At 72.1% G+C, this 26,254-nt stretch carries 28 protein-coding genes and 1 pseudogene; 9 read left to right on the top strand and 20 right to left on the bottom strand.

Annotation, left to right across the window (positions count from 1 at the left end):
- Positions 1-24 precede the first annotated feature (24 nt).
- From D0D28_RS20290 to D0D28_RS20230, 14 genes are all read right to left on the bottom strand, one after another.
- Complete coding sequence (locus D0D28_RS20290) at positions 25-1,017, bottom strand: lysophospholipid acyltransferase family protein (RefSeq protein ID WP_116111615.1); 993 nt, start codon at positions 1,015-1,017, stop codon at positions 25-27.
- Positions 1,018-1,045: 28 nt separating this feature from the next.
- A complete protein-coding gene (locus D0D28_RS20285) occupies positions 1,046-2,071 on the bottom strand; it encodes an NAD-dependent epimerase/dehydratase family protein (protein ID WP_094003712.1) in 1,026 nt (341 codons plus the stop codon).
- 192 nt (positions 2,072-2,263) lie between these two features.
- The gene (locus D0D28_RS20280; protein ID WP_017986394.1) at positions 2,264-2,365 is read right to left on the bottom strand and encodes a 30S ribosomal protein bS22; all 102 of its coding nucleotides are present in this window, start codon (positions 2,363-2,365) and stop codon (positions 2,264-2,266) included.
- A 128-nt stretch (positions 2,366-2,493) separates the two neighbouring features.
- Positions 2,494-2,706 carry a helix-turn-helix domain-containing protein gene (locus D0D28_RS20275; RefSeq protein ID WP_094003711.1) on the bottom strand — a complete coding sequence of 71 codons (213 nt, stop codon included), beginning with the start codon at positions 2,704-2,706 and terminating at the stop codon, positions 2,494-2,496.
- Positions 2,707-2,894: 188 nt separating this feature from the next.
- Positions 2,895-3,701: a pyrroline-5-carboxylate reductase gene (gene proC, locus D0D28_RS20270; RefSeq protein ID WP_116111614.1), complete on the bottom strand. Its 807-nt coding sequence runs from the start codon at positions 3,699-3,701 to the stop codon at positions 2,895-2,897.
- A gap of 273 nt (positions 3,702-3,974) precedes the next feature.
- Complete coding sequence (locus D0D28_RS35730) at positions 3,975-4,169, bottom strand: hypothetical protein (RefSeq protein WP_162831129.1); 195 nt, start codon at positions 4,167-4,169, stop codon at positions 3,975-3,977.
- A gap of 25 nt (positions 4,170-4,194) precedes the next feature.
- Positions 4,195-5,022 carry a thioesterase family protein gene (locus D0D28_RS20265; RefSeq protein WP_094003708.1) on the bottom strand — a complete coding sequence of 276 codons (828 nt, stop codon included), beginning with the start codon at positions 5,020-5,022 and terminating at the stop codon, positions 4,195-4,197.
- A complete protein-coding gene (locus D0D28_RS20260) occupies positions 5,019-5,945 on the bottom strand; it encodes a proline dehydrogenase family protein (protein WP_094003707.1) in 927 nt (308 codons plus the stop codon). Before D0D28_RS20260 ends, D0D28_RS20265 begins: the two co-directional genes overlap by 4 nt.
- 83 nt (positions 5,946-6,028) lie before the next feature.
- Positions 6,029-6,802 carry a sugar phosphate isomerase/epimerase family protein gene (locus D0D28_RS20255; RefSeq protein ID WP_094003706.1) on the bottom strand — a complete coding sequence of 258 codons (774 nt, stop codon included), beginning with the start codon at positions 6,800-6,802 and terminating at the stop codon, positions 6,029-6,031.
- Between the two features lie 25 nt (positions 6,803-6,827).
- On the bottom strand, positions 6,828-8,504 hold the full coding sequence (locus tag D0D28_RS36210) for a hypothetical protein (RefSeq protein ID WP_205413311.1): 1,677 nt from the start codon (positions 8,502-8,504) through the stop codon (positions 6,828-6,830).
- Between the two features lie 88 nt (positions 8,505-8,592).
- Positions 8,593-9,600, bottom strand: coding sequence for a Ppx/GppA phosphatase family protein (locus D0D28_RS20245; protein ID WP_116111613.1), 1,008 nt, complete (start codon positions 9,598-9,600; stop codon positions 8,593-8,595).
- Between the two features lie 66 nt (positions 9,601-9,666).
- Positions 9,667-10,356 carry a response regulator transcription factor gene (locus tag D0D28_RS20240; RefSeq protein WP_094003703.1) on the bottom strand — a complete coding sequence of 230 codons (690 nt, stop codon included), beginning with the start codon at positions 10,354-10,356 and terminating at the stop codon, positions 9,667-9,669.
- The gene (locus D0D28_RS20235; protein ID WP_162830528.1) at positions 10,356-11,576 is read right to left on the bottom strand and encodes a sensor histidine kinase; all 1,221 of its coding nucleotides are present in this window, start codon (positions 11,574-11,576) and stop codon (positions 10,356-10,358) included. Before D0D28_RS20235 ends, D0D28_RS20240 begins: the two co-directional genes overlap by 1 nt.
- 107 nt (positions 11,577-11,683) lie before the next feature.
- On the bottom strand, positions 11,684-12,574 hold the full coding sequence (locus D0D28_RS20230) for an oxidoreductase (protein WP_116111612.1): 891 nt from the start codon (positions 12,572-12,574) through the stop codon (positions 11,684-11,686).
- Positions 12,575-12,641: 67 nt separating this feature from the next.
- Here D0D28_RS20230 and D0D28_RS20225 point away from each other — a divergent pair, with 67 nt between their 5' ends.
- Positions 12,642-13,268 carry a helix-turn-helix transcriptional regulator gene (locus D0D28_RS20225; protein ID WP_094003701.1) on the top strand — a complete coding sequence of 209 codons (627 nt, stop codon included), beginning with the start codon at positions 12,642-12,644 and terminating at the stop codon, positions 13,266-13,268.
- Positions 13,269-13,373: 105 nt separating this feature from the next.
- Here D0D28_RS20225 and D0D28_RS20220 read toward each other — a convergent pair whose 3' ends face one another.
- The 4 genes from D0D28_RS20220 to D0D28_RS20205 form a co-directional block, all read right to left on the bottom strand.
- The gene (locus D0D28_RS20220; RefSeq protein WP_094003700.1) at positions 13,374-14,114 is read right to left on the bottom strand and encodes a phosphoglyceromutase; all 741 of its coding nucleotides are present in this window, start codon (positions 14,112-14,114) and stop codon (positions 13,374-13,376) included.
- A 563-nt stretch (positions 14,115-14,677) separates the two neighbouring features.
- Positions 14,678-15,193 carry a YbjN domain-containing protein gene (locus D0D28_RS20215; RefSeq protein WP_116111611.1) on the bottom strand — a complete coding sequence of 172 codons (516 nt, stop codon included), beginning with the start codon at positions 15,191-15,193 and terminating at the stop codon, positions 14,678-14,680.
- Positions 15,190-16,497, bottom strand: a complete 1,308-nt coding sequence (gene mshA, locus D0D28_RS20210) for a D-inositol-3-phosphate glycosyltransferase (RefSeq protein WP_430732401.1) — start codon at positions 16,495-16,497, stop codon at positions 15,190-15,192. The genes D0D28_RS20215 and mshA overlap by 4 nt, the downstream gene beginning before the upstream one ends.
- A 99-nt stretch (positions 16,498-16,596) precedes the next feature.
- Entirely contained in the window at positions 16,597-17,766 is a 1,170-nt protein-coding gene (locus tag D0D28_RS20205) for a L,D-transpeptidase (protein ID WP_116111609.1), read from the bottom strand.
- Between the two features lie 95 nt (positions 17,767-17,861).
- On the opposite strand from D0D28_RS20205, the gene D0D28_RS20200 reads away from it, so the two are divergent.
- Positions 17,862-18,596 (top strand): SDR family oxidoreductase, encoded by a 735-nt coding sequence (locus D0D28_RS20200; protein WP_094003696.1) that lies wholly within the window; start codon positions 17,862-17,864, stop codon positions 18,594-18,596.
- Here the strand turns inward: D0D28_RS20200 and D0D28_RS20195 are convergent, their stop codons facing one another.
- Positions 18,597-19,619, bottom strand: coding sequence for a UDP-N-acetylmuramate dehydrogenase (locus D0D28_RS20195; protein WP_116111608.1), 1,023 nt, complete (start codon positions 19,617-19,619; stop codon positions 18,597-18,599).
- A gap of 26 nt (positions 19,620-19,645) precedes the next feature.
- On the opposite strand from D0D28_RS20195, the gene D0D28_RS20190 reads away from it, so the two are divergent.
- The 7 genes and pseudogenes from D0D28_RS20190 (at position 19,646) to purU (ending at position 24,736) form a co-directional block, all read left to right on the top strand.
- On the top strand, positions 19,646-20,149 hold the full coding sequence (locus tag D0D28_RS20190) for a DUF2505 domain-containing protein (RefSeq protein ID WP_116111607.1): 504 nt from the start codon (positions 19,646-19,648) through the stop codon (positions 20,147-20,149).
- On the top strand, positions 20,125-20,925 hold the full coding sequence (locus D0D28_RS20185) for a class I SAM-dependent methyltransferase (protein WP_116111606.1): 801 nt from the start codon (positions 20,125-20,127) through the stop codon (positions 20,923-20,925). Before D0D28_RS20190 ends, D0D28_RS20185 begins: the two co-directional genes overlap by 25 nt.
- A 112-nt stretch (positions 20,926-21,037) precedes the next feature.
- The gene (locus tag D0D28_RS20180) at positions 21,038-21,760 is read left to right on the top strand and encodes a GNAT family N-acetyltransferase (RefSeq protein ID WP_116111605.1); all 723 of its coding nucleotides are present in this window, start codon (positions 21,038-21,040) and stop codon (positions 21,758-21,760) included.
- 77 nt (positions 21,761-21,837) lie between these two features.
- Entirely contained in the window at positions 21,838-22,521 is a 684-nt protein-coding gene (locus D0D28_RS20175) for a lysophospholipid acyltransferase family protein (RefSeq protein ID WP_116111641.1), read from the top strand.
- A pseudogene (locus D0D28_RS36895) lies at positions 22,514-22,984 on the top strand (DedA family protein); the annotation flags it as partial. The gene D0D28_RS20175 and the pseudogene D0D28_RS36895, both read left to right, overlap by 8 nt.
- A 124-nt stretch (positions 22,985-23,108) precedes the next feature.
- Positions 23,109-23,849 (top strand): maleylpyruvate isomerase N-terminal domain-containing protein, encoded by a 741-nt coding sequence (locus D0D28_RS20165; RefSeq protein WP_346009491.1) that lies wholly within the window; start codon positions 23,109-23,111, stop codon positions 23,847-23,849.
- 26 nt (positions 23,850-23,875) lie between these two features.
- The gene (gene purU, locus D0D28_RS20160; protein ID WP_094003689.1) at positions 23,876-24,736 is read left to right on the top strand and encodes a formyltetrahydrofolate deformylase; all 861 of its coding nucleotides are present in this window, start codon (positions 23,876-23,878) and stop codon (positions 24,734-24,736) included.
- Between the two features lie 31 nt (positions 24,737-24,767).
- On the opposite strand, the gene D0D28_RS20155 is transcribed toward purU, so the two are convergent.
- Positions 24,768-25,772: an NADP-dependent oxidoreductase gene (locus D0D28_RS20155; RefSeq protein ID WP_162830527.1), complete on the bottom strand. Its 1,005-nt coding sequence runs from the start codon at positions 25,770-25,772 to the stop codon at positions 24,768-24,770.
- Positions 25,773-26,254: the final 482 nt, after the last annotated feature.

Genomic DNA, 26,254 nt, shown 5'->3' with positions numbered 1-26,254 from the left:
CCACCCAGGATGGCACGGGACCGCTCAGTCCTGGAACGGGCTGCGCCGGTGCGCGAGCCGCCGGTACAGGGTCGTCTGGATGGACTCGCGCACCTGGTCGGTCAGCGAGAACACCAGCATCGGGTCGTCGAGGTCCTCCTCGGCGTAGGAATCCGTCGGGATCGGCTCCCCGAACTCGATGTGCCACTTCGTCGGCAGCGGGATCGCGCCCAGCGGCCCCAGCAGCGGGAAGAACGGCGTCACCGGGAAGTACGGCAACCCCAGCAACCGCGCCAGCGGCTTCAGGTCGCCGATCTTCGGGTAGATCTCCTCCGCGCCCACGATCGAGCACGGGATGATCGGCACCCGCGTCCGCAGCGCCGCCGACACGAACCCGCGCCGCCCGAACCGCTGCAGCCGGTACCGCGCCGAGAACGGCTTGCCGATGCCCTTGTAGCCCTCCGGCCACACCCCCGCCAGCTCGCCCGAGCACAGCAGCCGCTCGGCGTCGGCCGCGCACGCCAGCGTCTGGCCGGTCTTGCGCGCCAGCGCCCCGAGCAGCGGCGTCTTGAACACCAGGTCCGCGCCGAGCATGCGCAGGTGCCGGTGGCCGGGCGTTTCGTCGTGCACGGCGACCGCCGTCATCACCGCGTCCAGCGGCAGCGTCCCGGAGTGGTTGCACACGATGAGCCCGCCGCCCTCGGCGGGCAGGTTCTCCGCGCCGTGCGTGGTCACCCGGAAGTACTTCTCGTACAGCAGCCGGAACGGCGGCAGCACCAGCGTGTCGGTCAGCTCCGGGTCGAACCCGAACTCGTCGACGTCGTAGTCGCCGGTCAGCCGGTGCCGCACGAACTCCAGGAGCCGGCTCAGCGCGTCCGGTTCCGGGGCCGGCGCTTCCGCGGCCGCCGCGCTCTTCGCCGGGAACGCCACGACGGGCGCGTCGGCGGGGGGTTCCCCGGCGCGCGGCGGGACGTCCGCCGGCTTCTCGCGCCCGGGTGCGTGCAGGGGGATGACCTGAGCTTCCGCGCTGGTCGTCACTTGCCTTGCCCCGCTTTCCTCTCTCTGGTCATCGGACTGCCGCCAGCACCTTGCCGACCGCTCCGGCCAGCTGCTCACCATCCAGCACGGGCCGCAACCCGCGCCCGGTGACGTAGTCGTCGAAGGCCGCCTCGCTGGACCACCGCGGCCGGTACCCGAAGACCGCGACCAGCCGGGTGGTGTCGACGACCCGCCCGTAGTTCAGCAGGCGCACCTGGTCCGGCGAGAAGTCGACCCTCGCGCCACGCAACATGCTGCCCACCGTGCCGATCATGGTCCGCGGCACCGGCAGCTCGACCCGGCCCGCTCGCCGGATCGCTTGCGACAAGGTGAGTACCCCGTCCCCGCCGGCGTTGAACACGCCCGGCTTGTCCTCCAGGGTCGCCTTCTCCAGGATCGCCAGCGCGTCCGACGAGTGGAGCAGCTGCAGCCGCGCGTCGAAGCCGAGCACCGTCGGCACGACCGGGAGCGCGAAGTAGCGGGCCAGCACGGTGTCCACGTCCGGCCCGATGACGTTGGTGAACCGGGTGGTGGTGATGGTGAGGTCGGGCCTGCGGCGGGCCAGGCCGCGCACGTAGCCCTCCATCTCGACGGCGTCCTTGGCGTAGCCGCTGGACGAGGCCGGGATCAGCTCGGAGTCCTCGGTGAAGACGGCGGGCGAGCGCGCCCCCGCGCCGTAGACCGCGGCGGTGGACTTCACGACGAGCTTGCGCACCCGGGGCGAGCGCTGGCAGGCGGCGAGCAGGCGCATGGTGCCGATGACGTTGACTTCCTTGATCGCCGTGCGGCGGGCGGGGCCGGCCGGGTGCACGGTGGTCGAGCAGTGCACGACCGTGTCGACGCCGGCGGAGTCGATGACCTTGGCGATCAGCGGGTTGCGGATGTCGGCCCGCACGAACTCGGCGTGGCCCAGGCGTCGGAGGACCGTCCTGGGCGGTGGCGCGGTGTCGACGCCGATGACCCGCTCGAGGTCCGGGTTGTTGCCCAGCCGTACCAGCAGCCTGCCTCCGAGTTCGCCGCCGACCCCGGTGACCAGCACGACGTTGGACGCCATGAAACCCCCTGACAAGGGTGTGGATGTGGTGTTCGCGGCAGTGGCCGATGCTACCCCGGACCTCGGCCGGAGTCAGGAGGCCTAACACGCTGTTAACCCAGGTCAGGGACTTTGGTCACTGATCGCCGCGGAAAAAGCGCGCGGCCCGTCCAGGATCTGGACGGGCCGCGTGAAGAGGCGTTCGCGCAGGGCTTACTTGCCCTGCTTGCGACGCTGCATCCGCGTCCGGCGCAGCAGCTTGCGGTGCTTCTTCTTGGACATGCGCTTGCGGCGCTTTTTGATCACCGAGCCCACGGGTGCTCCTTCACGTTTCGTCTGCTTCACACGCTGCCCAGCGCAACGTCCAAAGAGTTGAAGCGCTACAGGCACGAGCGGCCCTTAAGGTTACCGGGCGGGCCCGCGCCGCGGCGCGGGCCCCCGGCCTAACCCACATCGAAGTAGGCGTTCTCCAAATACTGGTGGACGGCCTTCTCGGGCACCCGGAACGACTTGCCGACGCGAACGGCCGGTAGCTCGCCCGAGTGCACGAGCCGGTAGACGGTCATCTTGGAGACGCGCATCAGCGCGGCCACCTCGGCGACCGTCAGGAACTGGACCTGCCCGACAGCGGGCACGTCCTTGTTGTTCGACGGCATACGTCACCGTGCCCTTCGACACGTGTCGTGCCGCTCGGCTTCCCCACCGGGCGGTACCGACACGCACGTGCTTCACCCTTGAGGGTAGCGGGACACCTGGGGCCAATGCGACGCCCGGCGGGTACTTTCCCGCGAAAGAGCCCGGTCGGCGGCGCCCGTTCGGCCTAGTCAGGGCCGGTGCGCGGGGCTCATTCGTGGGCTTTGCCGAGTTCCACGGACCGGTCCCGCGCCGCTTCGATGGCGGCCAGCAGCGCGGCGCGGACGCCGTGCTTCTCCAGTTCGCGGATCGCGTTGATGGTGGTGCCGGCCGGGGACGTGACGGCCTCCCGCAGGATCACCGGGTGCTCGTCGGTCTCGGCGAGCATCTTCGCGGCGCCCACGGCGGACTGGATGATCAGCTTCTCCGCCACCGCGCGGGGCAGGCCGAGCAGGATGCCGGCGTCGATCATGGCCTCGACCAGGTAGAAGAAGTAGGCGGGGCCGGATCCGGACAGCGCGGTGACGGCGTCCTGCTGCGCTTCGGGGACCTCGACGACCTGGCCGACGGTGGCGAGCATCTCCGTCACCAGCGCGACGTGCTCGGGGGTGGCGTGCTTGCCGGGCGACACGGCGCTCATCGCCTCGCCGACGACCATCGGGGTGTTCGGCATGACCCGCACGACCGGCACGCCGTCCGGCAGCCGGCGCTCGTAGAGGCTGGTGGGCAGGCCCGCGCACAGCGACACGACCAGCGAGTTCGGCCCGACGAGCGGCGCCAGCTCGGTCAGGACGGGCTCGATGTCCTGCGGCTTCACGGCGACGACGAGCACGTCGGCGCGCTTGGCGGCCTCGGTGACCTCGACCCCGGCGATGCCGTAGCGGGCGGTCAGCTCGGCGGCGCGCTCCGGGTGGCGTTCGGTGAACAGCAACTCCTCCGCGCTGCGACCGCCCTGCAGCAGGCCCGCCAGCAGCGCCTCACCGATCTTCCCCGCCCCGAGAACCGCGATAACCGTCATGGCACCAGCGTGCCAAAGGCCGCTCAGGGCGCCGGTGCCAGGGGCCGCTCAGCGGCGGCGCAGCACGGCGCGGGAGGCGCCACACAGCGCCGCTGGCGAGCGCACCGCCACGCGGCGCCCACCGCACGCGCCCCTCAGGACACCAGCTCGAAGAGCCGCCCGCCCACCACCGCCAGCGCGAGCCCACCCCAGCGACCACCCGGCGCCAGAAGCACCACCACGGAGCGCCGCCCGCCGCGCACACCACCACACCGCAGCTACCGCACGCGCCCCTCAGGACACCAGCTCGAAGAGCCGCCCGCGCACCACCGCCAGCGCGAGCCCACCCCAGCGACCACCCGGCGCCAGAAGCACCCACCAGGCAACGCCGCCCGCCGCGCGAACCACCGCCAGCGCGAGCCCACCCCAGCGACCACCCGGCGCCAGAAGCACCCACCAGGCAACGCCGCCCGGCGAGCGCACCGCCACACCGCAGCTACCGCACGCGTACCCGTCAGGGCGCCGGGGCCAGGGCCAGTTGCCGCGCCTGGCAGACCAGCCGTCCGGCGGAGTCGATCACCGTCGCGTCCGAGTCGAACCACGCCTCCTGCACCGTGCGGCAGTCGACCTGCACGCGGAGCCATCCGGGGGCCGGGCGGGCGCGCACCAGCGCCGTCAGCTGGGCCGTCGGCGCCCAGCCCAGCCGGCCCAGGTTGAACACCACCGGCGGGTTGATGTCGCCCGCGAGCAGCGCGAAGTACGCGTCCGGCACCGAGTAGCGCGGCTTGACCCACAGCCGCAGCCGCGGCGGATCACCGTTGCGGCCGGCCAGGTACCCGGCCGTCGCGGGGTCGATGCGCACGTCGCAGCCCTTCGCCAGGTTGAACACGCCCTCCGACGTCTCCCCGGCCAGGTGGATCGCCCGCGGCGGCGGTTCGACCGGCATCTGCGGCAGGTCCGCCCAGTCCGCCCGCCGCACCGGCAGCCGTCCGGTGGTGACCGTCGCCTCGACGCAGCTGCGCCCGCGCTGCTCCAGCCGCACCGCGACGACCGTCGCGCGGCGGCCGACCTTCCGGATGTCCGTCCGCAGCAGCGCCGGGCCGATCGCGGGCGGCCGCAGGAACTCCGCGCTCACCGCCAGCGGATCCGTCGACGGCTCGCCCCGCTCGGACAGCACCGCCAGCGCCGCGCGAGCCATCAACGCGATCAGGAATCCCCCGTGCGGGTGGCCGCCGATGGACCACTCGTGCCGCAGATCGGCCGTCAGCGTGCCGTCGCCCAGCGACCGGACCGCGCACGCGGCCTCGAAGGACGCCGGGTCCGGAACCTCTGCCGCGCTCACGAACGGCTGACCAACGCGCGCAGGAAGAACAGCAGGTTGGCGGGCCGCTCGGCGAGCCGCCGCATCAGGTAGGGGTACCAGTGCTCCCCGAACGGCACGTACACGCGCACCGTCTCCCCCTCACCGGCCAGGCGCCGCTGCTCGTCCGGACGGACCCCGTAGAGCATCTGGTACTCGTAGCTGCCCTGCTTGCGGCCGTACCAGCGGGCGCGCTCGGCCAGGATCGCGATCAACCGCGGGTCATGCGTGGCGAACATGGGGTAACCGTCACCGGACAGCAGCAAGTTCGCACAACGGACATAACTGAGGTCGACCTCGTGCGCCCGCGAGAACGCCACCTCGTCCGGCTCGGCGTAGGCCCCCTTGCACAGCCGGACCCGCGAGTCCGGCACCGCCAGCGCCCGCACGTCGTCCTCGGTGCGGCGCAGGTACGCCTGCAGCACCCCGCCCACCCACGGCCAGGTGCGGCGCAGCTCGCCGAGCACGCGCAGCGTCGCGTCGGTGGTGGTGTGGTCCTCCATGTCGAGCGTCACCGTGGTGCCGCACTGCTCGGCCCCCGCGCACACCCGGTAGGCGTTGTCCAGCGCGAGCCGCTCGTCCAGCCGCAAGCCCAGCGCGGACAGCTTGACGCTGACCTCGACCCGCGCGGCCAGGCCCTCGGCGTAGAGCCGGTCCAGCAGCGCCAGGTAGGTCTGGACCGTCTGCTCGGCCTGCGCGGGCTCGGTGACGTCCTCGCCGAGGTAGTCCAGCGTCACCCACAACCGGTCGTCGACCAGACGGCCCACACGCGTCACCGCTTCGGCGACCGTGTTCCCGGCGACGAACCGCTCGACCACTCCGGAGGTTCCCGGGGTTGTCGCCACGAGGTGGCGGACCACCTCGCTTCCGGCGGCGGCGAGGATCAGCGAGCGCAGCGGGTTCACAGCGGGAACTTTACGTGTTCATCTATCGGAAGCCCACGATCCGGGCCGCCACCCACCCGGAGAAGTTGATCTTGTAATACGACTCACTGACCGAGGTGGAAGCGGGCGAACAGCAGCGCCTCGGCCAGATCGCGGGCCCGGTCCACGGCGCTCGCCGCGCGCCGCGTGTTGACCTCCAGAACCACCTGACCGGTGAACGAGCTCGCGACCAGCTTCTCCAGCAGCTCCGCGCACGGCTGGTTGCCCCGGCCCGGGACCAGGTGCTCGTCCTTCGGGACACCCGTCCCGTCCGCGAGGTGCACGTGCGTCAGGCCGCTGCCCATCCGCTCGGCCAGCGCCATCGCGTCCATGCCGGCCGCGGCGCTGTGCGACAGGTCGAGCGTGTAGTGGCGATACCCGACTTCCGTAGGGTCGATCGACGGCCGGAACGCCGACACCCGCGCGTCGCGGCGGCCGCCCGGCGGGCGGACCTTGAACATGTTCTCGACCGCGATCTCGACCCCGGTCTCGTCCTCCAGCTCGGCCACCAGGTCGGCGAACATGTCGCCGTAGCGGCGTTGCCACCGGAACGGCGGGTGCACCACGACGGTGCGCGCGTCCAGCTCGATGGCCGCCTCGACGCTGCGACGCAGCCGCACGACCGGGTCCGGCGACCACACCCGCTGCGTGATGAGCAGCGACGGCGAGTGCACCGACAGCACCGGCACCCCGGTCTGCCGGGACAGCCGCCGCAGCGCCGCCACGTCCTGGCTGAGCGGGTCGACCCAGACCATCACCTCGACCCCGTCGTAACCCAGCCGCTGGGCCAGCTCGAAACCGGCGCCGGCCCGCAGCGGCCAGACCGACGCGGTGGACATCCCGATCGGTACCGGCACGCTCGCACTACCTCGACAAGAGCAACAACGCCGCGGGCGAGACGGTCACCACGAGACCGACCAGCACCGCGAGCACCGTGGTCTGGATGTCGTCCGCGCGGCGGATGCGCCGCACGATCCACACCAGCCCGACGATCACGACCAGCGCGGCGATCAGCGCGGCGGCCGGGATCTGGCCCCACAGCCAGTTGAAGCCCAGCCACACGGCCGCACCGCCGACGACGCCGCCGGCCAGCTGACCGGCCATCGACAGCCACTGCTTGGCGGGCGAGGGCTCCGGCTCCCGCTTCTTGGCGCGGGCCGGCTCGTCGGCGGCCTCCTCGGGCTCGTCGTCGTAGTCGTAGGGCTGCTCGGCTGCCTCCCCGGCCGGGTCGAACTCGTCCACGTCGTCGTCATCGTCGGCGAACGGGTCGTGGAAGCCGGTGGCCTCCAGTGCCTCGCCGGGGTCGTCCTGCGGCGGGCGGCCGGGCAGATGCGGCGGCGCGTGGAACCCGGTCGGCTCGTCGGCGTCCGGCGTGTCCCGCACCGGCGGCATGAGGCCGACCTCGGTGTCCTCCTCGGCCGGCGCCTCCTCCCGGCCACGGCGCCACCGCTGCAGACCGGCCGGCGGCGCGGACAGCCCGGCGGGCGGCGCGTCGGGGGCCGGGTCGTCGACCGGCTTGACCTCGCCGACCGGCTCGAACTGCTCGGTGCTCGGGTCCGGCGGCGGCGAGACGCGCGCTGGGGCGCGACGCGGACGCCGCGGCGGCGGGAACGTGCCGGTGGCACGGCCCCCGGTGGGCGGGGCGTCCGGGTCGACCGGCACGTCGAGGCCGTCCAGGCGCGCGGCCAGCCCGGTGCCGGTCTCCTCGCCGGGCGGACGGCGCCGCAGTGGCGGCGGCACGGCCTCCGCGGGCGGCACCGGCAACGCGCCGGACTCCTGCGGCGGCAGCGGCAGCGCACCCGACTCCTGGGGCGGGCGACGCACGAAACCGGAGTCCTGCGGATGCGGGCGGCGCAGCGGCATGGAGTCCTGCGGCGGAGGCGGCAGCGCGCCGGTGTTCGGGCGCGCGAAGCCACCCGAGTCCTGCTGGCCGCGGCGCGGCGGGACACCGGAGTCGGGCGCGACCGGCCGCGGCAGGGCCGCCGAACTCTGCTGACCAGGAGAAATCGGCTGACCAGGAGAAATGGGCTGACCAGGCGGAACGGGCTGGCCTGGGGAAACGGGCGGAACCGGCGGCCCAGGCGGCTCGGGGGTCACCGGCCGCGGCAGGGCGGCCGAACTCTGCTGGCCGGGGTTCTCCGGCGGCACGACCGGTCGCGGCATGGCGGCCGAGCTCTGCTGACCAGGGGGAACGGGCTGGCCAGGGGGAACCGGCGGCGCGGGCGGGCCCGGCTCGGGACGGCGGAAGCCACCCGAGTCCTGCCTGCCCGGCGAGTCGGGCATGGCGCGCCGCCCGCCGTTGCGTCCCGGCGGCGCCCCGTTGGGCCCGGGAGGCGCGCCGTTGGCGCGAACCCGGTCGATGATCGCCTGCGGACCGGTCTCCGTCGGGTCCTGGGCGCGACGCGGGCCGTCGTTCTCCTCCGGCGCGTCGTCGTCGGCCGCGCGCCGGCGGCGCCGCCTGCCCTCGATGTTCCCGCCGTGCAGGGCGAGCAGCTCGGCGACGGTCTTCTGCGAGCGGTCTTCTCGGCTCTCTCGGCTCATCGTGTCATCCCAAACAGCGCGTAGGGCCACAAGACGCGGGCTCGTGTACCGCACACGCCCACCACCGCCTTACGCATCCTTCCGCCTTTCACCGTGCCTGATCGAGCTCACCGAGGTCCAGCCGGTTGCTGTCACCGGTGGTTCTGCCGCGCCGAACAGTCGCCTCGTCACCGTTGGAGTGATCAAGTCGCCGCAGGATGACGCCCTCTCGCAGCGCCCAGGGACAGATCTCCAGTTCTTCCAGCGACAGCGCCCGCATCGCGGCCTGCGCCACCAGCGCGCCACCGGCCAGCTGGTGCGCGCGGCTCGCGCTGACCCCTTCCAGTTCGGCGAGGTCGGCCGCCTCCATCCGGGAGATGAACGCGATGAGCTGCCGCAGTGCGGTCTGGGACAGGGTACGGCGTACCCGCGGACCGGCTGCGGAGGGAGCCGCCCCGGTCAGCCTGGCCAGGGATCGGAAGGTCTTGGAGGTGGCCACCACGCGGTCCGGGACACCGAACTTCGCCACCCGCTTCGCCAGCGGCGCGAGCTGGTCCTCCAGCCAGGCCGAGGTGGAGACCAGCTCGGAGCGCGTGGGCGGGTCGTGGGCGAACCGGGTGCGGGTGATCCGGCCCGCGCCGAGTGGCAGCGACTCCGCCAGTGCCGGCTCCTCGTCGATCCCCATCGCGACTTCCAGCGAACCGCCCCCGATGTCGAGCACCAGCAACTGACCGGCCGACCAGCCGAACCACCGGCGTACCGCGAGAAAAGTCAACCGCGCCTCGTCAACACCGGACAGCACGGTCAGCTCGACACCGGTCTCGTCGGCGACCTTGCGCAGCACCTCGGAGCTGTTGTCGGCCTCACGGACCGCCGAGGTGGCGAACGCCATCAGCTCCTCGCAGCCCAGCTTCGCCGCGGAGACCTTCGCCTCCTCGATGGCGGCCACCAGCGCCTGCGCGCCCTGCTTGGAGAGGTGGTTGTTCCTGGTGATCTGCTCGGCCAGCCGCAGCACGGTCTTCTCGGAGTGCATCGGCGTCGGGTGCGCGCCACGGTGCGCGTCCACCACGAGCAGGTGGACGGTGTTGGACCCGACGTCGAGTACCCCTAGGCGCACAAAGCCCTACGGTACCGGTCCGCACCGTGTGCGGCCGCAAAGTGCCGGATAGGCCACCTCCGCTTGTCAGGACTCGAACTTGTACCCCAGGCCGCGGACGGTGACCAGGTGGCGCGGTGAGCCCGGGTCCGGCTCGATCTTCGAGCGCAGCCGCTTGACGTGGACGTCCAGCGTCTTGGTGTCGCCGACGTAGTCCGCGCCCCACACCCGGTCGATCAGCTGACCGCGGGTGAGCACCCGGCCGACGTTGCGCAGCAGGTACTCGAGCAGGTCGAACTCCTTGAGCGGCAGCGACACCTCGCCGCCGTCGACGGTGACCACGTGCCGCTCGACGTCCATCCGCACCGGGCCGGCCGCGAGCACCAGCGGCGCCAGCTCGCCCTCGCCACCGGTCTCGCCGCCGCGGCGCAGCACCGCGCGGATGCGGGCGATCAGCTCGCGCGCCGAGTACGGCTTGGTCACGTAGTCGTCGGCGCCCAGCTCCAGGCCCACGACCTTGTCGATCTCGCTGTCCCGCGCGGTCACCATGATCACCGGCACGGCCGAGCGCTGCCGCAGCTGCTTGCAGACGTCGGTGCCGCTCATGCCGGGCAGCATCAGGTCGAGCAGGACGATGTCGGCGCCGTTGCGGTCGAACTCGTCCAGGGCCTGCTGGCCGGTGGTGGCGACCGCGGCCGTGAACCCCTCCTTGCGCAACAGGAAGGCCAACGGGTCGGCGAAGGACTCCTCGTCCTCGACGATGAGCACTCTCGTCACTACTTTCCTCCCTGGTTCCGGCCGTCTTTCGCGGCGGTGACGACGAGCCGCGACAGCTGCGCGGGGGTCTGGTCGTCCGGGGCCGCGGGGGTTCCGTCCCCGTTGCGCCCGGACTGGTGCATCGGGATCCGCAGGGTGAACGTGGATCCCGTGCCCGGCATGCTCCACAGCTTGACCTCGCCGCCGTGGTTGGCGGCGACGTGCTTGACGATGGCCAGGCCGAGCCCGGTGCCGCCGGTGGCGCGCGAGCGCGCCTTGTCCGCGCGGTAGAAGCGTTCGAAGACCCGCTGCTGGTCCTCCTCGGCGATGCCGATGCCGCGGTCGGTCACCGCGATCTCGACCATGCCACCGGACAGGCGGCGGCTGATCGACACCGGGCTGCCCTGCGGGGAGTAGTTCACGGCGTTGTCGAGCAGGTTCGACAACGCCGTGACCAGCAGCGTCCGGTCGCCCTCGACGAGCAGGCCGCTCGGCTCGTCGGTGGTGATCTCGATCTCGCGGGACTCCGCGGACAGGCGGGTGCGGCCCAGGGCCTCCCGCACGACGGCGTCCACCTCGACCACGTTCAGGTCGGGCAGCCGCTCGGCGCCCTGCAGCCGGGACAACGCGATCAGCTCGCTGACGAGCGTGCCCAGCCGGGTCGACTCGTGCAGGATCTTGCCGCCGAAGCGGCGCACCTCCTCGACGTCGTCCGCCGCGTCCAGCACCGCCTCGGCGAGCAGCGCGATCGCACCGACCGGGGTCTTCAGCTCGTGGCTGACGTTGGCCACGAAGTCGCGCCGGACGGCCTCCAGCCGGGCGGCCTCGGAGTGGTCGACCGCCTCGACGACGGTGAACCCCTCGCCGAGCGGGCGGATCTCGGCGACCACGGCCTCCGGCTGGCGGCCACGGGCCTCCAGCGGGGACAGGTCGATCTCCATCGGATCGCCGGTCTCCTCGACCTGCTCGGCCGCGACCCGCGCCCGCGGATCGGCGCGATTGGCCTGGACCAGTCCGAGCGCCTCGGCGCGGCGGTTGAACAGCACCAGGTCGCCGAAGCGGTTCAGCACCAGGATCCCGTTGTTCGACGAGCGCACCAGCCGGAGCAGCAGCTCGGCGACCGTGGGACCGCTCGGCCGCCGCTGGGCCCGCCGCTTCCGCACCTGCGGAACGAGAAAACCGGCGACCAGGCCGACCAGCAGACAGCCGACGGCCAGCAGGACCGCACCGGGTGCACTCACGGGTGAATCGTAAGCATGGAAGTGGCCGTTTGGCCTAGTCCCGGCTGCCTTCTCGTGATGGCTGTGACACCTTCACAACGCGTGTTCGCACCCGGTTCAACCTGCGTTTACTCACCTCGTCCCGGCTCGTGACCATTCACCCCGTCGAGCCGTGCGAGATCCTCTTCGGACAGCCGCAGCGACGCCGCCGCGATGTTCTCCTCGAGGTGCCCGACGCTGCCGGTGCCCGGGATGGCGAGCACGTTCGGTCCCTGGTGGAGGGTCCAGGCGAGCCGCACCTGGGCCGGGGTGACGCCGTGGTCGTCCGCGACGGCCTGGACGGTCTGGTCCTCGGTGCCGCCGGCGATCGCGAAGAACGGGACGAACGCGACCTTCTGCTCGGCGCAGAGGCGGACGAAGTCGTCGTCCTCGCGCCGGGCGGTGAGCCCGTACTGGTTCTGCACGCACACCACCGGCGCGATGGCCTGCGCCTCGGCCAGGTGCTCCGGGCCGACGTTGGAGATGCCCAGGTGCCGGATCAGGCCCTGCTGCCGCAGCTCGGCGAGCGCGCCGAACCGGTCGGCCAGTGAGCCGGCGCCGCGGTCCAGGGTGCTGCCGATGCGCAGGTTGACGACGTCGAGGACCTCGCGGCCGAGCTGGCGGATGTTCTCCTCGACCTGCAGGCGCAGCTGCTCGGGGCGTGCTTCGGGGAGGAACTCGCCGTCCGGGCCGCGGCCGGGGCCGACCTTGGTGGTGATCACCAGATCGTCCGGGTAGGGGTTCAGCGCGGTGCTGATCAGCTCGTTGGCCGAGCGCAGCGGGGAGAAGTAGAAGGCGGCGGTGTCGATGTGGTTGACGCCCAGCTCGACGGCCCGGCGCAGGACCGCGATGGCCTGGTCGCGGTCGAGCCTGCCGTCGCCGGAGATGGCCAGGCGCATGGCGCCGTAGCCCATGCGGTTCACGGTGAGATCGCCCAGCTGCCAGGTGCCGGCCGCGGCGGCGTTGATCGTTTCGGTCATGGCTCCAGCCTGGTGCGGCGATCGTGGTGACGCCTCGGGTTGGCAACTTGCTGCCACACTGGTTGTCATGGATGTCCTGGTGCGGGGCGAGGCCGAGTTGTTCGCGCGGACGGCGCACTTGTTCTCCTCGGCGCGGGAGATCTTCTGCGCCGCGAACGACCTGCACACGTGGGCGGCCGCGCACCGGGTGCCGCACACCCGGCGGGACCTGACCGGCCGGAGCGTGCGGAAGCTGTACCGGCCGGCGTCGCTGCTGCAGCCGGGCGGGGTGGCGCACCTGCGTGAGCGGGAGCGGATGGGCGCGCGGATCCGGATCACGCTGGACGAGATCAACGAGACGATCGTGCTGGACCGGAAGGTGGCGATCCTGGCGGGCGACGCGTCCGGCGGCGAGCGTGGGTACAGCGTGGTGACCAGCCCCGAGGTGATCGGCAGCGTGACGGGCCTGTTCAACGCGGCCTGGCGGGCCGGCACCGAGCTGGCGATCTACGACACCGAGTTCCGCGAGGTGAGGGCCCTGGCGCCGCGGATACTCGACGAGCTGGCATCCGGGAGCAAGGACGAGACGGCGGCGCGGGCGCTCGGGCTGAGCGTGCGCACCTACCGGCGCCGGGTGGCCGAGCTGATGGCCGCGCTGGGCGCGACGTCCCGCTTCCAGGCCGGCGCGCGAGCACGCGAGCTGGGACTGATCTAGCGCCGCCCTCGCGCGCCGGCACACCTGGCGCAGGTCCCGGACGGATGCGCCCCCGAACGCGCGAAAGGCCGGTCCCCCGTGGAGGACCGGCCTTCGCGGCTGGGTTCAGCGGCCCTGGTTGGCGACCGCGGCGGCGGCTTCGGCCGCGGCCTCCGGGTCGAGGTACGTGCCGCCCGGGTTGGCCGGCTTCAGGTCCGCGTCCAGGTCGTACCGCAACGGGATGCCGGTCGGGATGTTCAGGCCGGCGATGGCGTCGTCGGAGATGCCGTCCAGGTGCTTGACCAGGGCGCGCAGCGAGTTCCCGTGCGCGGCGACCAGCACGGTCTTGCCGGCGCGCAGGTCCGGCACGATCGCCGAGTCCCAGTACGGCAGCAGCCGCGCCACGACGTCCTTCAGGCACTCGGTCAGCGGCGCGTCCGGCCCGTAGCGGACGTCGGTGTCCTGGCTGAACTCGCTGCCGCGCTCGATCGGCGGCGGCGGCACGTCGTAGGAGCGGCGCCAGAGCATGAACTGCTCCTCGCCGAACTCGTCCCGGACCTGCTTCTTGTTCTTGCCCTGGAGCGCGCCGTAGTGCCGCTCGTTGAGGCGCCAGTCGCGGCGCACCGGGATCCAGTGCCGGTCGGCCACGTCGAGCGCGATGTTCGCGGTCGAGATCGCCCGGCGCAGCAGCGACGTGTGGACGACGTCGGGCAGCAGCCCGCTCTCCGCGAGCAGCTCACCGCCCTTGCGGGCCTCCTGCTGCCCGAGCTCGGACAGGGGCACGTCGACCCAGCCGGTGAACAGGTTCTCGGCGTTCCAGGTGCTCTGCCCGTGGCGGAGCAGCACCAGCGTCCCAAGTTCGGCCATACCCGCTAGCCTGCCAGAACACGCCGAGCGACCGGATGACGCCCGGAGCTTTCTACCGACAGTGTGTTACCACCCGGTAGAGGTTCGCCAAACCACTCCTTGACCTGTTGAACACCGGTCACGAAAGTGACACTTGCTGCACACCGTTAACACAGACAGTGAGAATCACTCGAACGGAGTAACCAGTAGTCTTGTGATTACTGGTGGACATCTGACAAGTTGGCTTACGTCCCGCTCGGCTGGAATTCCACGCACTCCCCAGCCGGACGCGGGGTACGACCGCAGCCTGTCTCCCCCCTGCCGGGCTGCGGCCCCGCCGGCCCCGTTGGCACTCCCCCTCGCCACCGGGTCCAGAAGCGGCGGGAGCGTTCGCGGGGCGGCTTGAGTTCGCGACTCCCCCTCCCTCAAGCCGCTCCGCCCGCTCCTCCTGTTCGCTCGCTGCGCTCGCTTCCCGGAGCGGGCGTTCGCCATTGCATTTGGGGGGCGACCCCCCAAACCCCCACGGTGCGAGCTTCTTGCGTTGGCGGGCGCTGGGCACCGTGGGTTTGGACCAGGGTGGCTTGTCAGTCACTGGTCAGGGTGCCGGGGTCGTGGGGCGTTTCTGGCTCTACCAGGTGTTTGAATGCTTGTAGGTTCGCCAGGCTTTCGCCTCGGCTGACTCGCCAGTCCCATTCGCGCTTGATGCTCGTCGCGAAGCCCAGTTCGAGGATCGTGTTGAAGTCGCCGTCCGCGGCCTCCAGCACCTGGCCCAGGATCTTGTCCAGCTCCGGCTCGGTCACCGCGTCCTTGCCGAACCGGCCCACCAGGTAGATGTCACCCAGCGCATCGACCGTGTAGTGCACGCCGTAGAGCTTCGCGTTGCGGCGCAGCAGGAAGCGGTAGACCTGCTCGTGGTTCTCGTCGGGGCGGCGGCAGACGAAGGCCTCCACGGCGAAGGCGTGGTCGCGTTCGATCAGCCAGGCGTTGGTCTGCAGCTTCTTCGTGCCGGGGAGGGTGACGAAGTACTTGCCCTCGGCTTTGCGGTCGTACTTCAGGTCCGCCTGGTCCAGTGTTGTCCGGACGACCTTGTCGAGCGTCATACCGCGACCTCCTCGTGCAGCGCGGCCAGCGTGCGCGAAGCCGCCGCGTACGCGTCCAACAGGGCGTCCGTGGTGCGCGCCCACGAGAACCGCCGCGCGTGCACCAGCGCGTTCTCCACCAGCTCCGCCCGCCGGTCCGGCCGCAACGCCACGCTGGCCAGCGCCCCGGCCCAGTCCCGCGCCCCGTGCGAGGGCACCAGCAGCCCGGACACGCCGTGCGCGACCGCCACCGGCAGCCCGCCGACCTCGGCCGCCACCACGGGCGTCCCGCACGCCTGCGCCTCCAGCGCGACCAGGCCGAACGACTCGTTGTAGCTCGGCACCGCCACCACGTCCGCGGCGCGGTACACCTCCGCCAGCCGTTCACCCGCCTGCGGCGGCAGGAACCGCACCACGTCCTGGATACCCAGCGACACCGCCAGCTCACGCAGAGCCTGCGGCTGCTCCAGCCCGGTCCCCGAGGGCCCGCCCACGACGAGCACGACCAACCGCTCCCGCAGCTCCGGCTGCCGCCCCAGCAGGTGCGCCGCCGCGTGCAGCAGCACGTCCGGCGCCTTCAACGGCTGGATCCGCCCGGCGAAGGCCAGTACCACGGCATCGCGCGGCAACCCGAGCCGCCGGCGGGCGCCGGACTGCGAACCGGGCACGAACCGGTTCAGGTCCACCCCGGGCGCCACCGTGTGCACCCGCTCCGGGGCCGCGCCGTAGAGGTCCACCAGCTGCCGCGCCTCGACCGGGGTGTTCGCCACCAGCCGGTCGGACTCGGCGACCACCTGCTCCTCGCCGATCACGCGGGTGCGCGGCTCGGGCTTGTCGCCCTCGGCGAGCGCGGCGTTCTTGACCTTCGCCAGCGTGTGCGCGGTGTGCACCAGCGGCACGCCCCAGCGGTCCCGCGCGAGCCACCCGACCTGGCCGGACAGCCAGTAGTGCGAGTGGATCAGGTCGTAGTAGCCGGGCTCGTGGAACGCCTCGGCGCGCAGCACACCGGAGGTGAACGCGCACAGCTGCGCGGGCAGCTCGTCCCTGGTCAGAGGTTCGAAGGGGCCGGCCGGGACGTGCCGCACCAGCACCCCGGGCGCCAGCTCGGCCACCGGCGGCTGCTCGGACGAGGTCGCGCGCGTGAACACCTCGACGGCGATCCCGCGCCGCGCCATCTCGACCGCGGTGTGCGTGATGTAGACGTTCATCCCACCGGCGTCACCGGTGCCGGGTTGCTCCAGGGGTGACGTGTGCACCGACAGCACCGCGACCCTGCGCGGCCAGCTCGTTCGCGTCCGTCGGGATCCGCGCAGCGAGATCGTCACCTGGTTCAACTCCCGTGTCAGTCGCTTTCCGCATCGAAGCGGAGCCCGTGAACGACAACACCCACGGGCCCCCGACATCTTCCCAGCGGTGCGAATACGTCACAGGGCCGACTTGGCCTGCCAGGCGCTCCAGCTCACCAGCCAGTCCATGACGTCCGAGGTGACGACCGGCCCGAGCCGCGACCCGGTGATCTCCACGGGGTCGCCGATCAGGGCCGAGTCGAAGTAGTTCTTCGCGTCGGCTTCCAGCAGGTTGACGCAGCCGTGCGAGGTGTTGGCCCGCCCGATGTTGGCCGCGTTGTCCTGGTTTTCGTGGATGAACTCACCGTGGTTGGAGAACCGGCACGCCCACTTCTTGTTGACGTTGGTGTAGCCGTACCGCGCGTTGTCGAAGATCGCGCTCGGCTCCTTGGTCATGATGATGTAGGTGCCGTTCGGTGTGTTGAGGTTCACGTCCGAGTCCTTGCCGTTGCTACAGGGGTAGCTCTTGAACAGGGACCCGTTCCGGTACACGTTCATCCTGTGGTCCGGGGTGTGGATCTTGACCACCTGGTTGCGGCCGATCTTGAACTCGGTGGTGACGTCGGCCCGCGGGTAGGCCCCGCCGCCGAGGTCCACCCCGTAGAGCTTCGCCTCGACCTTGACGGTGGTGCCGGCCGGCCAGTACTCCTTCGGCCGCCAGTCCACCTGCTGGTCGGACAGCCAGCCCCAGGAGCCCTCGACGTCGGTGGAGGTCTCGATCTTCAGCGCCCGCTCCACCGCGGCCTTGTTCTTCACGGCGCTGGTGAACTTCACGCTCACCGGCATCGCGACGCCCACCGTGACGTCGTCGGTGGGGTTCAGGGTGACGCGCACCGTCGAGGCGGGCTTGAGCGTCGCGAAGCTGCCGGTCAGCGTGACCGGCTTGCCGTCGGTGCCGGTGGCCGAGGCGGTGTAGGTGTAGGTCTTGTCGTAGCCGAGCGACTCGCTGCTGGTCCAGGTCGTCTTGTCGTCGCTGAGCTTGCCCTCGACGGCCTTGCCGTCGGCGTTGGTCAGCTTGACCTCGGTGAGCGTGCCCTGCGCGACCTTCACGGTGACGGGTTGCAGCACGGGCACGTTCTTCGCGTCCGCGGCGGGCTCGGCGGTGATGACCGCGACCGGCGGCGCCTCCGTCGTCGCACCGCCCCCGGTCTGCGCGCCACCGTCCTCGCCGCCGCTGGTGCACGCCGCGGCCATGGTCGCCGCACCGGCGGCGAGCGCGGCCTTGAACACCGTGCGCCTCTCGATCACCTGTTACCTCCGCACTCAACTACCTCTCCCGGACGTCAAGCGACGCCCGGGCCTGCCGCGTTACCGGCGTGTCCCCCGCTGGGAGTATGTGCGGTATGACGACCAAGCGAACCGCAGTGATCACCGGCGCCAGCGCGGGTATCGGCGAGGCGACCGCCCGCGCCCTCGCCGAGGCCGGATTCCACGTCGTGCTCGGGGCTCGCCGCCTCGACCGCCTGGAGAAGCTGGCCGCCGAGTTGTCCGGAACCGCACACGTACTGGACGTCACCGACCCCGGTTCGGTTGCCGCGTTCGTCCAGCGGGTTCCAGAGTGCCACGTTCTCGTCAACAACGCGGGCGGCGCACGCGGCCTGGAGCGCGTGGCAGAGGCCGACGAGGACCACTGGCGCTGGATGTGGGAGGTCAACGTCCTGGGCACGCTGCGCATGACGAAGGCGCTGCTGCCGAAGCTGATCGCCTCCGGTGACGGCCACGTGGTGACCGTCACGTCGATCGCCGGGCAGGAGGTCTACGACGGCGGTTCCGGCTACACGTCGGCGAAGCACGCCCAGTCGGCGCTGCACCGCACGCTGCGGTCGGAGCACCTGGGCGACCCGGTGCGGATCACCGAGATCGTGCCGGGCATGGTCGAGACCGACTTCTCCGCCAACCGCTTCGACGGCGACACCGAGCGCGCCGCGAAGGTCTACCAGGGCCTCACGCCGCTGACCGCCGAGGACGTGGCCGACGTGATCGCCTTCGCGGTGACCCGGCCGTCGCACGTGAACCTCGACACGATCGTCATGAAGCCGCGCGCGCAGCTGAACGGCAGCCGCGCCCACCGCGAGTGACTACAGGGCGCAGTTGATGAGCAGGGGTTCGGGACGCAGTGTGACGCCGAAGCGGTCGTGCACGCCGTCCCGGACCTCGCGCGCCAGCGCCAGGAGGTCCGCCGTGCTCGCGCCGCCCCGGTTGGTCAGCGCGAGCGTGTGCTTGGTGGACAACGACACCCGCCCGCCCGGGCCCGCGTACCCCTTGCTGAAGCCCGCCCGGTCGATCAGCCACGCGGCGGACAGCTTCACGCCGCCGTCGGCCGGGTAGCGCGGCATCTCCACGCCCCGCAGCGCCGGCGGGATCTCGGCGACGATCGGGTTGGTGAAGAACGAGCCGGCGCTCCACGTGTCGTGGTCGGACGCGTCGAGCACCATGCCCTTGCCCTGGCGGAGTTTCAGCACGGCCTCGCGCGCCTGGGCCGCCGGGACCCGCGCGCCCTGCTCGACGCCCAGCGTGCGGGCCAGTTCGGCGTAGCGGATCGGCGCGGACAGCCCGTCGGCACGCAGGGCGAACCGGACACTGAGGACGATCCCCCAGCTTTCGCCCTTGAGCACGCTCGTGCGGTAGCCGAAGCCCAGCTCGTCCGCGGTCATCGTGCGCACCTCGCCGGTGCGGCGGTCGTAGCACTGGATCGAGGTGAGCAGGTCGGCGACCTCGCAGCCGTAGGCGCCGACGTTCTGGATCGGCGTCGCCCCGACCGAACCGGGGATGCCGGACAGGCACTCCAGCCCGCCGAACCCGGCCTCGACGGTCGCCGCGACGAACTCGTCCCAGTTCTGCCCGGCCGCGACCTCGACCTCGTCGCCGTCGACGCGCCAGCCGCTGGTCGCGATCTTGACCACGGTGCCGGGGAAGCCGTCGTCACCGACGACGAGGTTCGACCCGCCGCCGAGCAGCAGCACCGGGCCCTCGACCGAGCGCACCGCGGCCAGCAGCTCCTCGGTGGTCTCGGTCACCACGAACGCGCGGGCCGGCCCGCCCAGGCGCAGCGTGGTGTGTTCGGCCAGGGTCGTCTGGGTCGGCGTGTCAAGACGGCTCACGAGGACAAACGGTACTGTCTGGCCTCATGGCATCCCGTATCGAGCACCGCGCGGAGTACTCCCACGGTGTCTCCGAGGTGTTCCGGGCCGAGACGAGCGAGGAGGCGCTGACCGCCCGCCTCGCCGAGATCGGCGGCAAGAACAGCGCCCTGCTCAGCCATTCCGCGGACGACGACGGCGCGCGCTTCACGCTGCGCCAGGGCATCGAGGCGGAGAAGCTCCCGCAGATCGTCCGCAAACTGCAGCCCGGCGACCTCTACGTCGACCGCGAGCACACCTTCACCCGCAGCGGGAACGGCTACACGGGCACGGCGCGGGCGACGGTGAGCGGGATGCCCGGCGAGATCACCGCGCGCACCGAGCTGCGTCCCCGGGGCGACGGCGCCGTGGTGGAGACCCGCGGTGAGGTCAAGGTCAAGATCCCGCTGGTTGGCGGCAAGCTGGAGAGCTTCGTCGCCGGTGAGCTGACCAAGCTGCTGGCCCGCGAGGCCCGGTTCAGCCGAGAATGGCTGGGGCGCGCGGCCCGGTAGGCGCGCCGACCCGAGGAACCACGAACCCCAACCGCCTGCGCCGCGTCGACCGCTGGCTGGCCGGCACCCCCGAGGTGTCGGCCGCGCTGCGCCGCGCGCCGGACCCGCTCGTCGTGGACCTCGGGTACGGCGCGTCCCCGGTGACCACGGTCGAGCTGGCGGCCCGGCTGCGGCGGGTGCACCCGCGGGTGCGCGTGCTCGGGCTGGAGATCGATCCGGAGCGGGTCGCGGTGGCGCAGCCGGCCGCGCGGCCGCCGGAGCTGGACTTCCGCCAGGGCGGGTTCGAGCTGGCCGGCACCCGGCCGAACCTGGTGCGGGCGTTCAACGTGCTGCGGCAGTACCCCGAGGACGAGGTCGCGGGCGCGTGGAAGCTGATCCTGGACGGGCTCGCCCCGGGCGGGCTGCTCGTCGAGGGCACCTGCGACGAGATCGGCCGGCTGTCCACCTGGGTCACCCTGGACACCGACGGTCCGCGTACACTCACCCTGTCCTGCCACCTGGATTCGCTCGATCAACCGTCCACTTTGGCCGAACGACTGCCGAAGGCGCTGATCCACCGCAACGTGCCGGGCGAGCGGATCCACGACCTGCTGTCCACACTGGACACCTGCTGGGCGACCGCTGCGCCGCACCAGGCGTTCGGCGCCCGCGCCCGCTGGCTGGCGACCGTGCGGCTGCTCGCCGCGCGCGGCTGGCCGGTGCTCACCCGGCCGCGGCGGATCCGGCTCGGCGAGCTGACCGTGCCGTGGGCCACGGTGGCACCCGAAAGGTGGTAGGGACAACCCCACTTCGGTAGCGGGGGCAGCACGTACGGGCGTTCCCCGGGTTGTCCCTGATCTTGCCGGAAGTCCCTGGCTCAGGCGGTGCGCACGGCGACACGATCACCTCATGACCGCGACCCTCAGCAGACAGTACGAGGCCGTCATCACGACGGACTCCGACATCGTCCAGGCGTGCCAGCGACTGCGGCACCGCGTGTTCACCACCGAGTTCGGCGCCGCACCGCACCCCAGCGGGCTCGACACCGACGAGTTCGACGACGTGTGCGAGCACCTCGCCGTCATCCACGACGGCGAGGTCGTCGGCACCTACCGGCTGCTGCCCCCGGGCCGGTCCGAGCGGCTGTACTCGCAGTCGGAGTTCGACCTGGACGGCCTGGCCCCGCTGCGGCCGTACCTGGTCGAGACCGGCCGCTCGTGCGTGCACCCGGACCACCGCGCGGGCGGGGTGATCAACCTGATGTGGTCGGCGATGGCGCGTTACGTCGTCGGCCACGGCTACCGCTACCTCGCCGGGTGCGCGTCGGTGTCGCTGGCCGACGGCGGCACCTCGGCGGCCGCGACCTGGGCGCTCGCGCAGACCAAGCACCGCCCGCCGGGTGAGCTGCGGATCGAGCCGCACCGGCCGTGGATCCCGCTCCCCCGCACCGAGCGCCCGCCCAGCTACGCCCAGGTGCCCCCGCTGCTGCGCGGCTACCTGCGCCTGGGCGCGTGGGTGTGCGGACCGCCCGCGCACGACCCGGACTTCGCGGTCGCCGACTTCTTCACCGTGCTGGCGGTCGACCAGATCGGCGAGCGCTACCGCAGGTTCTTCCTCGGGGAGAGTTCATGAACCCGTGGGACGTGACTTCACCTTGTACCCCTCGCTGCGTCACCCACCGGCTGCCTGAGGTGAGCACACTGCTGACCGTGCGACGGTGGCTGGCGCTGGGCTCGGTCCTCGCCGGGGTGCGCCGGGGGAACCTGCGGCCGCACGCCCGCGGGGTGCTCGACGCCCTCGGCATCACCCTGGACGCGAACACCGACCTGCTGCGCTGGCCGGCCGGCACCGGCACCCTGATCGTGGCGAACCACGTGTCCTGGCTGGACATCGTCGCAATCCTGGCCGTCGACCCGGTGGGGTTCCTGGCCAAGCGCGAGGTGCGCTCGTGGCCGGTCATCGGGTCGCTCGCGCAGGCCTGCGGCACCCGGTTCATCGCCCGGCGCGAGCTGCGGGAACTGCCCGCGGTGGTCGACGGGCTGGCCGACGCGCTCCGCCACGGTGAGTCGGTCGTCGTGTTCCCCGAGGGCACCACGTGGTGCGGCGGGCCGGGCGGGACGTTCCGGCGCGCCGCGTTCCAGGCCGCGATCGACGCCGGTGCGCCGGTGCGGCCGGTCACCTTCGCGTACTCGCAGGGCGGGCAGCCGAGCACGGTCGCGGCCTTCGTCGGTGACGACGCGCTCCTGCCCTCGCTGAACCGGGTGGCACGGGCTCGCGACCTGCGGATCGAACTGACCGCGCACCCGCCGCTCGACCCCGCCGGCGACCGGCGCGAGCTGGCCGCGCGGGCCCAGGACGCCGTCCGGCTCACCCGGATCCCGGCCCATGCTTGATTTCCTCGACCACTTCGGCGAGCTGCTCCAGGGCACCCTCTCCTCGCCCTGGCTGTGGCTGATCGTCTTCGCGGTGGCCGCGCTGGACGCGCTGTTGCCGTTCATGCCGAGCGAGACGACGGTGATCACGGTCGGCGTGCTGCTCGGTCCGGACGTGCCGAGGCTGGCGTTGCTCGCGCTGCTCGCGGCCGCCGGCGCGCTCGCCGGGGACTGCCTGTCGCACGCGGTCGGCCGGGGCGCCGCGCCCGCGCTGACCCGGTGGCTCCGCGGCGGCAAGCACGACCGCTACGAATGGGCCCGCGGACAGGTCGACCGGCACGCCGGGCTGCTGATCGTCGCGGGCCGGTACATCCCCGGCGGCCGGGTCGCGAGCGGCCTGGCGACGGGCAGCATGGGTGTGCCGTGGGCGCGGTTCATCGCGCTCGACGCCGTGGGGACCTCGATCTGGGCCGTCTACTCCGTGATCATCGGTGCGATCGGCGGGGCGAGCTTCAACGGTCAGCCGGCCAAGGGGCTGCTGCTGTCGTTCGGCATCGGCCTGCTGATGGTCGGGGTCATCGAGGTGGTGCGGCGGCTAGGCTCACGACATGCAGCACGCCGAGTACCTGACGATGATCGAGGTGCAGTCCCAGGCCCTGCGGGCGGCCGCGGTGAAAGCCGGGCCGGAGGCGCCGGTGCGGACCTGTCCGAAGTGGACTGTCCAGCGCCTCGTCGGCCACCTGGCGAAGGTCCAGTCGTGGGTCCGGTCCGCGATCGCGCATCCCAGTGGCGAGAACGTGACACCCGGGCAGCCGCCCGCCGAGTGGACTGAACTGCTGGCCTGGTGGGACGAGCAGCTGCACGGACTGCTGGCCGAACTCGCCGATCCGGCGGCGCCGGCGTGGCTGCCGTGGGGCCGCTACCCGGGGACCACCGGCTCGTGGGCCCGCAGGCAGGCGCACGAGGCGGCGATCCACCGGCTGGACGCCGAGCACGCGCGGGCCGGCAGCGCCGACCCGTCGGCCGTCCCGTCGCTGGTGTTCGGCCCGGCCTTCGCCGCGGACGGGATCGACGAGCTGATCGCCTGGATCCTGCCGACGCGCGCGAAGTGGGACCAGTTCGCCGTGTCCGGTTCGGTGCTGGTGCACGCCGCCGACGCCGGCCGCATGTGGCGGGTCGTGCTGCACCCCGGTCAGCCCGGCACGATCGATCCGGTGACGGCCGCGTTCGAGGCCGACGTGACGGTCGCGGGCACCGCCGACGCGGTGTACCGGCGGGTGTGGGGGCGGCCCAGCCACGCCTCGGTGACCGGTGACGTGCGTCTCCTGGAGCCCCTGGCCGCACCGTGAGCGGGAGCGCCGGGGAAGATGGAGCGGTGCCCGAACGACGTTATGTGATCACCTTCGGCTGCCCCGACCGCACCGGCATCGTCGCGCGCGTGTCGTCCTTCCTCGCCGACAACGGCGGGTGGATCGTCGAGGCGGCCTACCACACCGACCCGGACACCGGCTGGTTCTTCACCCGCCAGGAGGTGCGGGCGGACTCGCTGCCGTTCGGTGTGGACGAGCTGCGCTCGCGCTTCGCCGAGGTGGCGTCGGCGCTGTCGGCCGAGTCGAACTGGCGCGTCGAGGACACCGAGGAGCGGCGCCGGGTGGTGATCCTGGTGTCGAAGGAGGGCCACTGCCTGTACGACCTGCTGGGCCGGGTCGCGGCCGGTGAGCTGGACGTCGACGTGCGCGCGGTGATCGGCAACCACGACAACCTCGCCGACATCACCCGCGCGCACGGGATCCCGTTCCACCACGTGCCCTTTGCGGCCGGCGACAAAGCCGAAGCGTTCGCCGAGGTCCGCAAGCTGGTCGACGAGCACGATCCGCACGCCGTCGTGCTGGCGCGGTTCATGCAGATCCTGCCGCCGGAGCTGTGCGAGGCGTGGTCCGGGCGGGCGATCAACATCCACCACAGCTTCCTGCCGTCGTTCGTCGGCGCGCGGCCCTACCACCAGGCGCACCGCCGGGGCGTGAAGCTGATCGGCGCGACGTGCCACTACGTGACCGCCGACCTGGACGCCGGGCCGATCATCGAGCAGGACGTGATCCGCGTCGACCACGGCGACACCGTGCCCGACCTGGTCCGCAAGGGTCGCGACATCGAGAAGATCACGCTGGCCCGCGGGCTGCGGTGGCACCTGGAGAGCCGGGTGCTGGTGCACGGCAACCGCACGGTGGTGTTCTAGCTCCTGGTGCCGCCGTGTGTGCGCCGGGCGGTCAGACGCGGACGAGCATCTTGCCGGTGTTCGCGCCCGCCAGGAGGTCGAGGAAGGCCTGCGGTGCGTTGCGCAGCCCCTCGACGATCGTCTCCTCGTACTTGAGCCGGCCGTCGCGCACCAGCGGCGCGACCTCCTCGAGGAACTTCGGCTGCAGGTCGTAGTGGTCGCCGACGAGGAACCCGCGGATGTCGAGCCGCTTGCCGATGATCTGGCCCAGGTTGCGCGGCGCGGCGGGTGGCTCGGTGAGGTTGTAGATCGAGATCATGCCGCAGACGGCGATGCGGGCGTGCACGTTCGCCGAGGCGATGGCTGCTTCGAGGTGCTCGCCGCCGACGTTGTCGAAGTAGACGTCGATGCCCTCGGGCGCGGCCTGTGCCAGCTGCTCGGCGACGGGCGCGTCCTTGTAGTTGAACGCGGCGTCGAATCCGAGGTCGTCGATCAGGTGGCGGACCTTCGCGGCGGAGCCGGCGCTGCCGATGACCCGCTTGGCGCCCTTCAGCTTCGCCAGTTGCCCGACGACGGAGCCGACCGCACCGGCGGCTCCCGAGACGAACACGGTGTCGCCCGGCGTGAACCGGGCGATCTCGGTGAGCCCGGCGTAGGCGGTGAGGCCGGTCATGCCGAGCACCCCGAGGTACGCCTCGCGCGGCGCCAGGCCGGCGTCGATCTTGGCGGCCTGCTCGGCGGTGACCAGGGCGTGCGACCGCCAGCCGAAGCCGTGCAGCACCAGGTCACCGGGCCGCAGCGAGTCGGTGTTCGATTCGACGACCTCGCCGACCGCACCGCCCAGCATCACCTTGCCGACCTCGTACGGAGGCGCGTAGGACTTGGCGGAGCTCATCCGCCCCCGCATGTAGGGGTCGACGCTGATTTCCAGGTTGCGGACCAGCGCTTGGCCGGGGCCAGGCCGCGGCACCTCGACGTCGACGATGTCGAAGTTCTCCAAGGTCGGCGAGCCATGCGGCCGCGAGGCCAGCCGGATCTCGGTCGCGGTGGTGGTCATGATGCACTCCACGGGTCGAAGGTGTGTCACCGGCACCAACGACTCAAACGGGGCGAGGATTCCGCTTTGTGGCTGAGGCTACAGCCGGTCCGGCACGTGCCCTCACCGGCGCATCACCTCTGACACCCCGCACCCCAGCCGCGGGCGTGCCGGGCCCCGAGCCGCGCTCGGCCCGAGAGCCCACCAACTGCGGCTACCCGGGACCGCGGTCGACCTCACGGCTCGGCGCGAGCGCCAGCTCCACCCGCCAGCCACGGTGCGCACCACGACCCACCCGCCAGCCACTGTGCGCCCACCATCTGCGGCCCGCCGCGCGAACCAGGCCCGCCCGCCGACCGCGGTCAGCTTCCCAGCCCGCCGCGCGAACCAGCCCCGCCCACCAACTGCGGTCAGCTTCCCAGCCCGCCGCGGGAACCAGCCCTGCCCGCAAGCCAGGGCCGGTCCCGCGACCGCCGACCCACCCGGCAACCATCCGCCCGGCC

Origin of the sequence: Amycolatopsis ruanii (genome assembly GCF_003385175.1) — a bacterium.
GTDB classification, from domain to species: Bacteria; Actinomycetota; Actinomycetes; order Mycobacteriales; family Pseudonocardiaceae; genus Amycolatopsis_E; species Amycolatopsis_E thermalba.
Note: the sequence above shows the minus strand (reverse complement) of the source record. Positions and strands in the feature narration are given on the sequence as shown.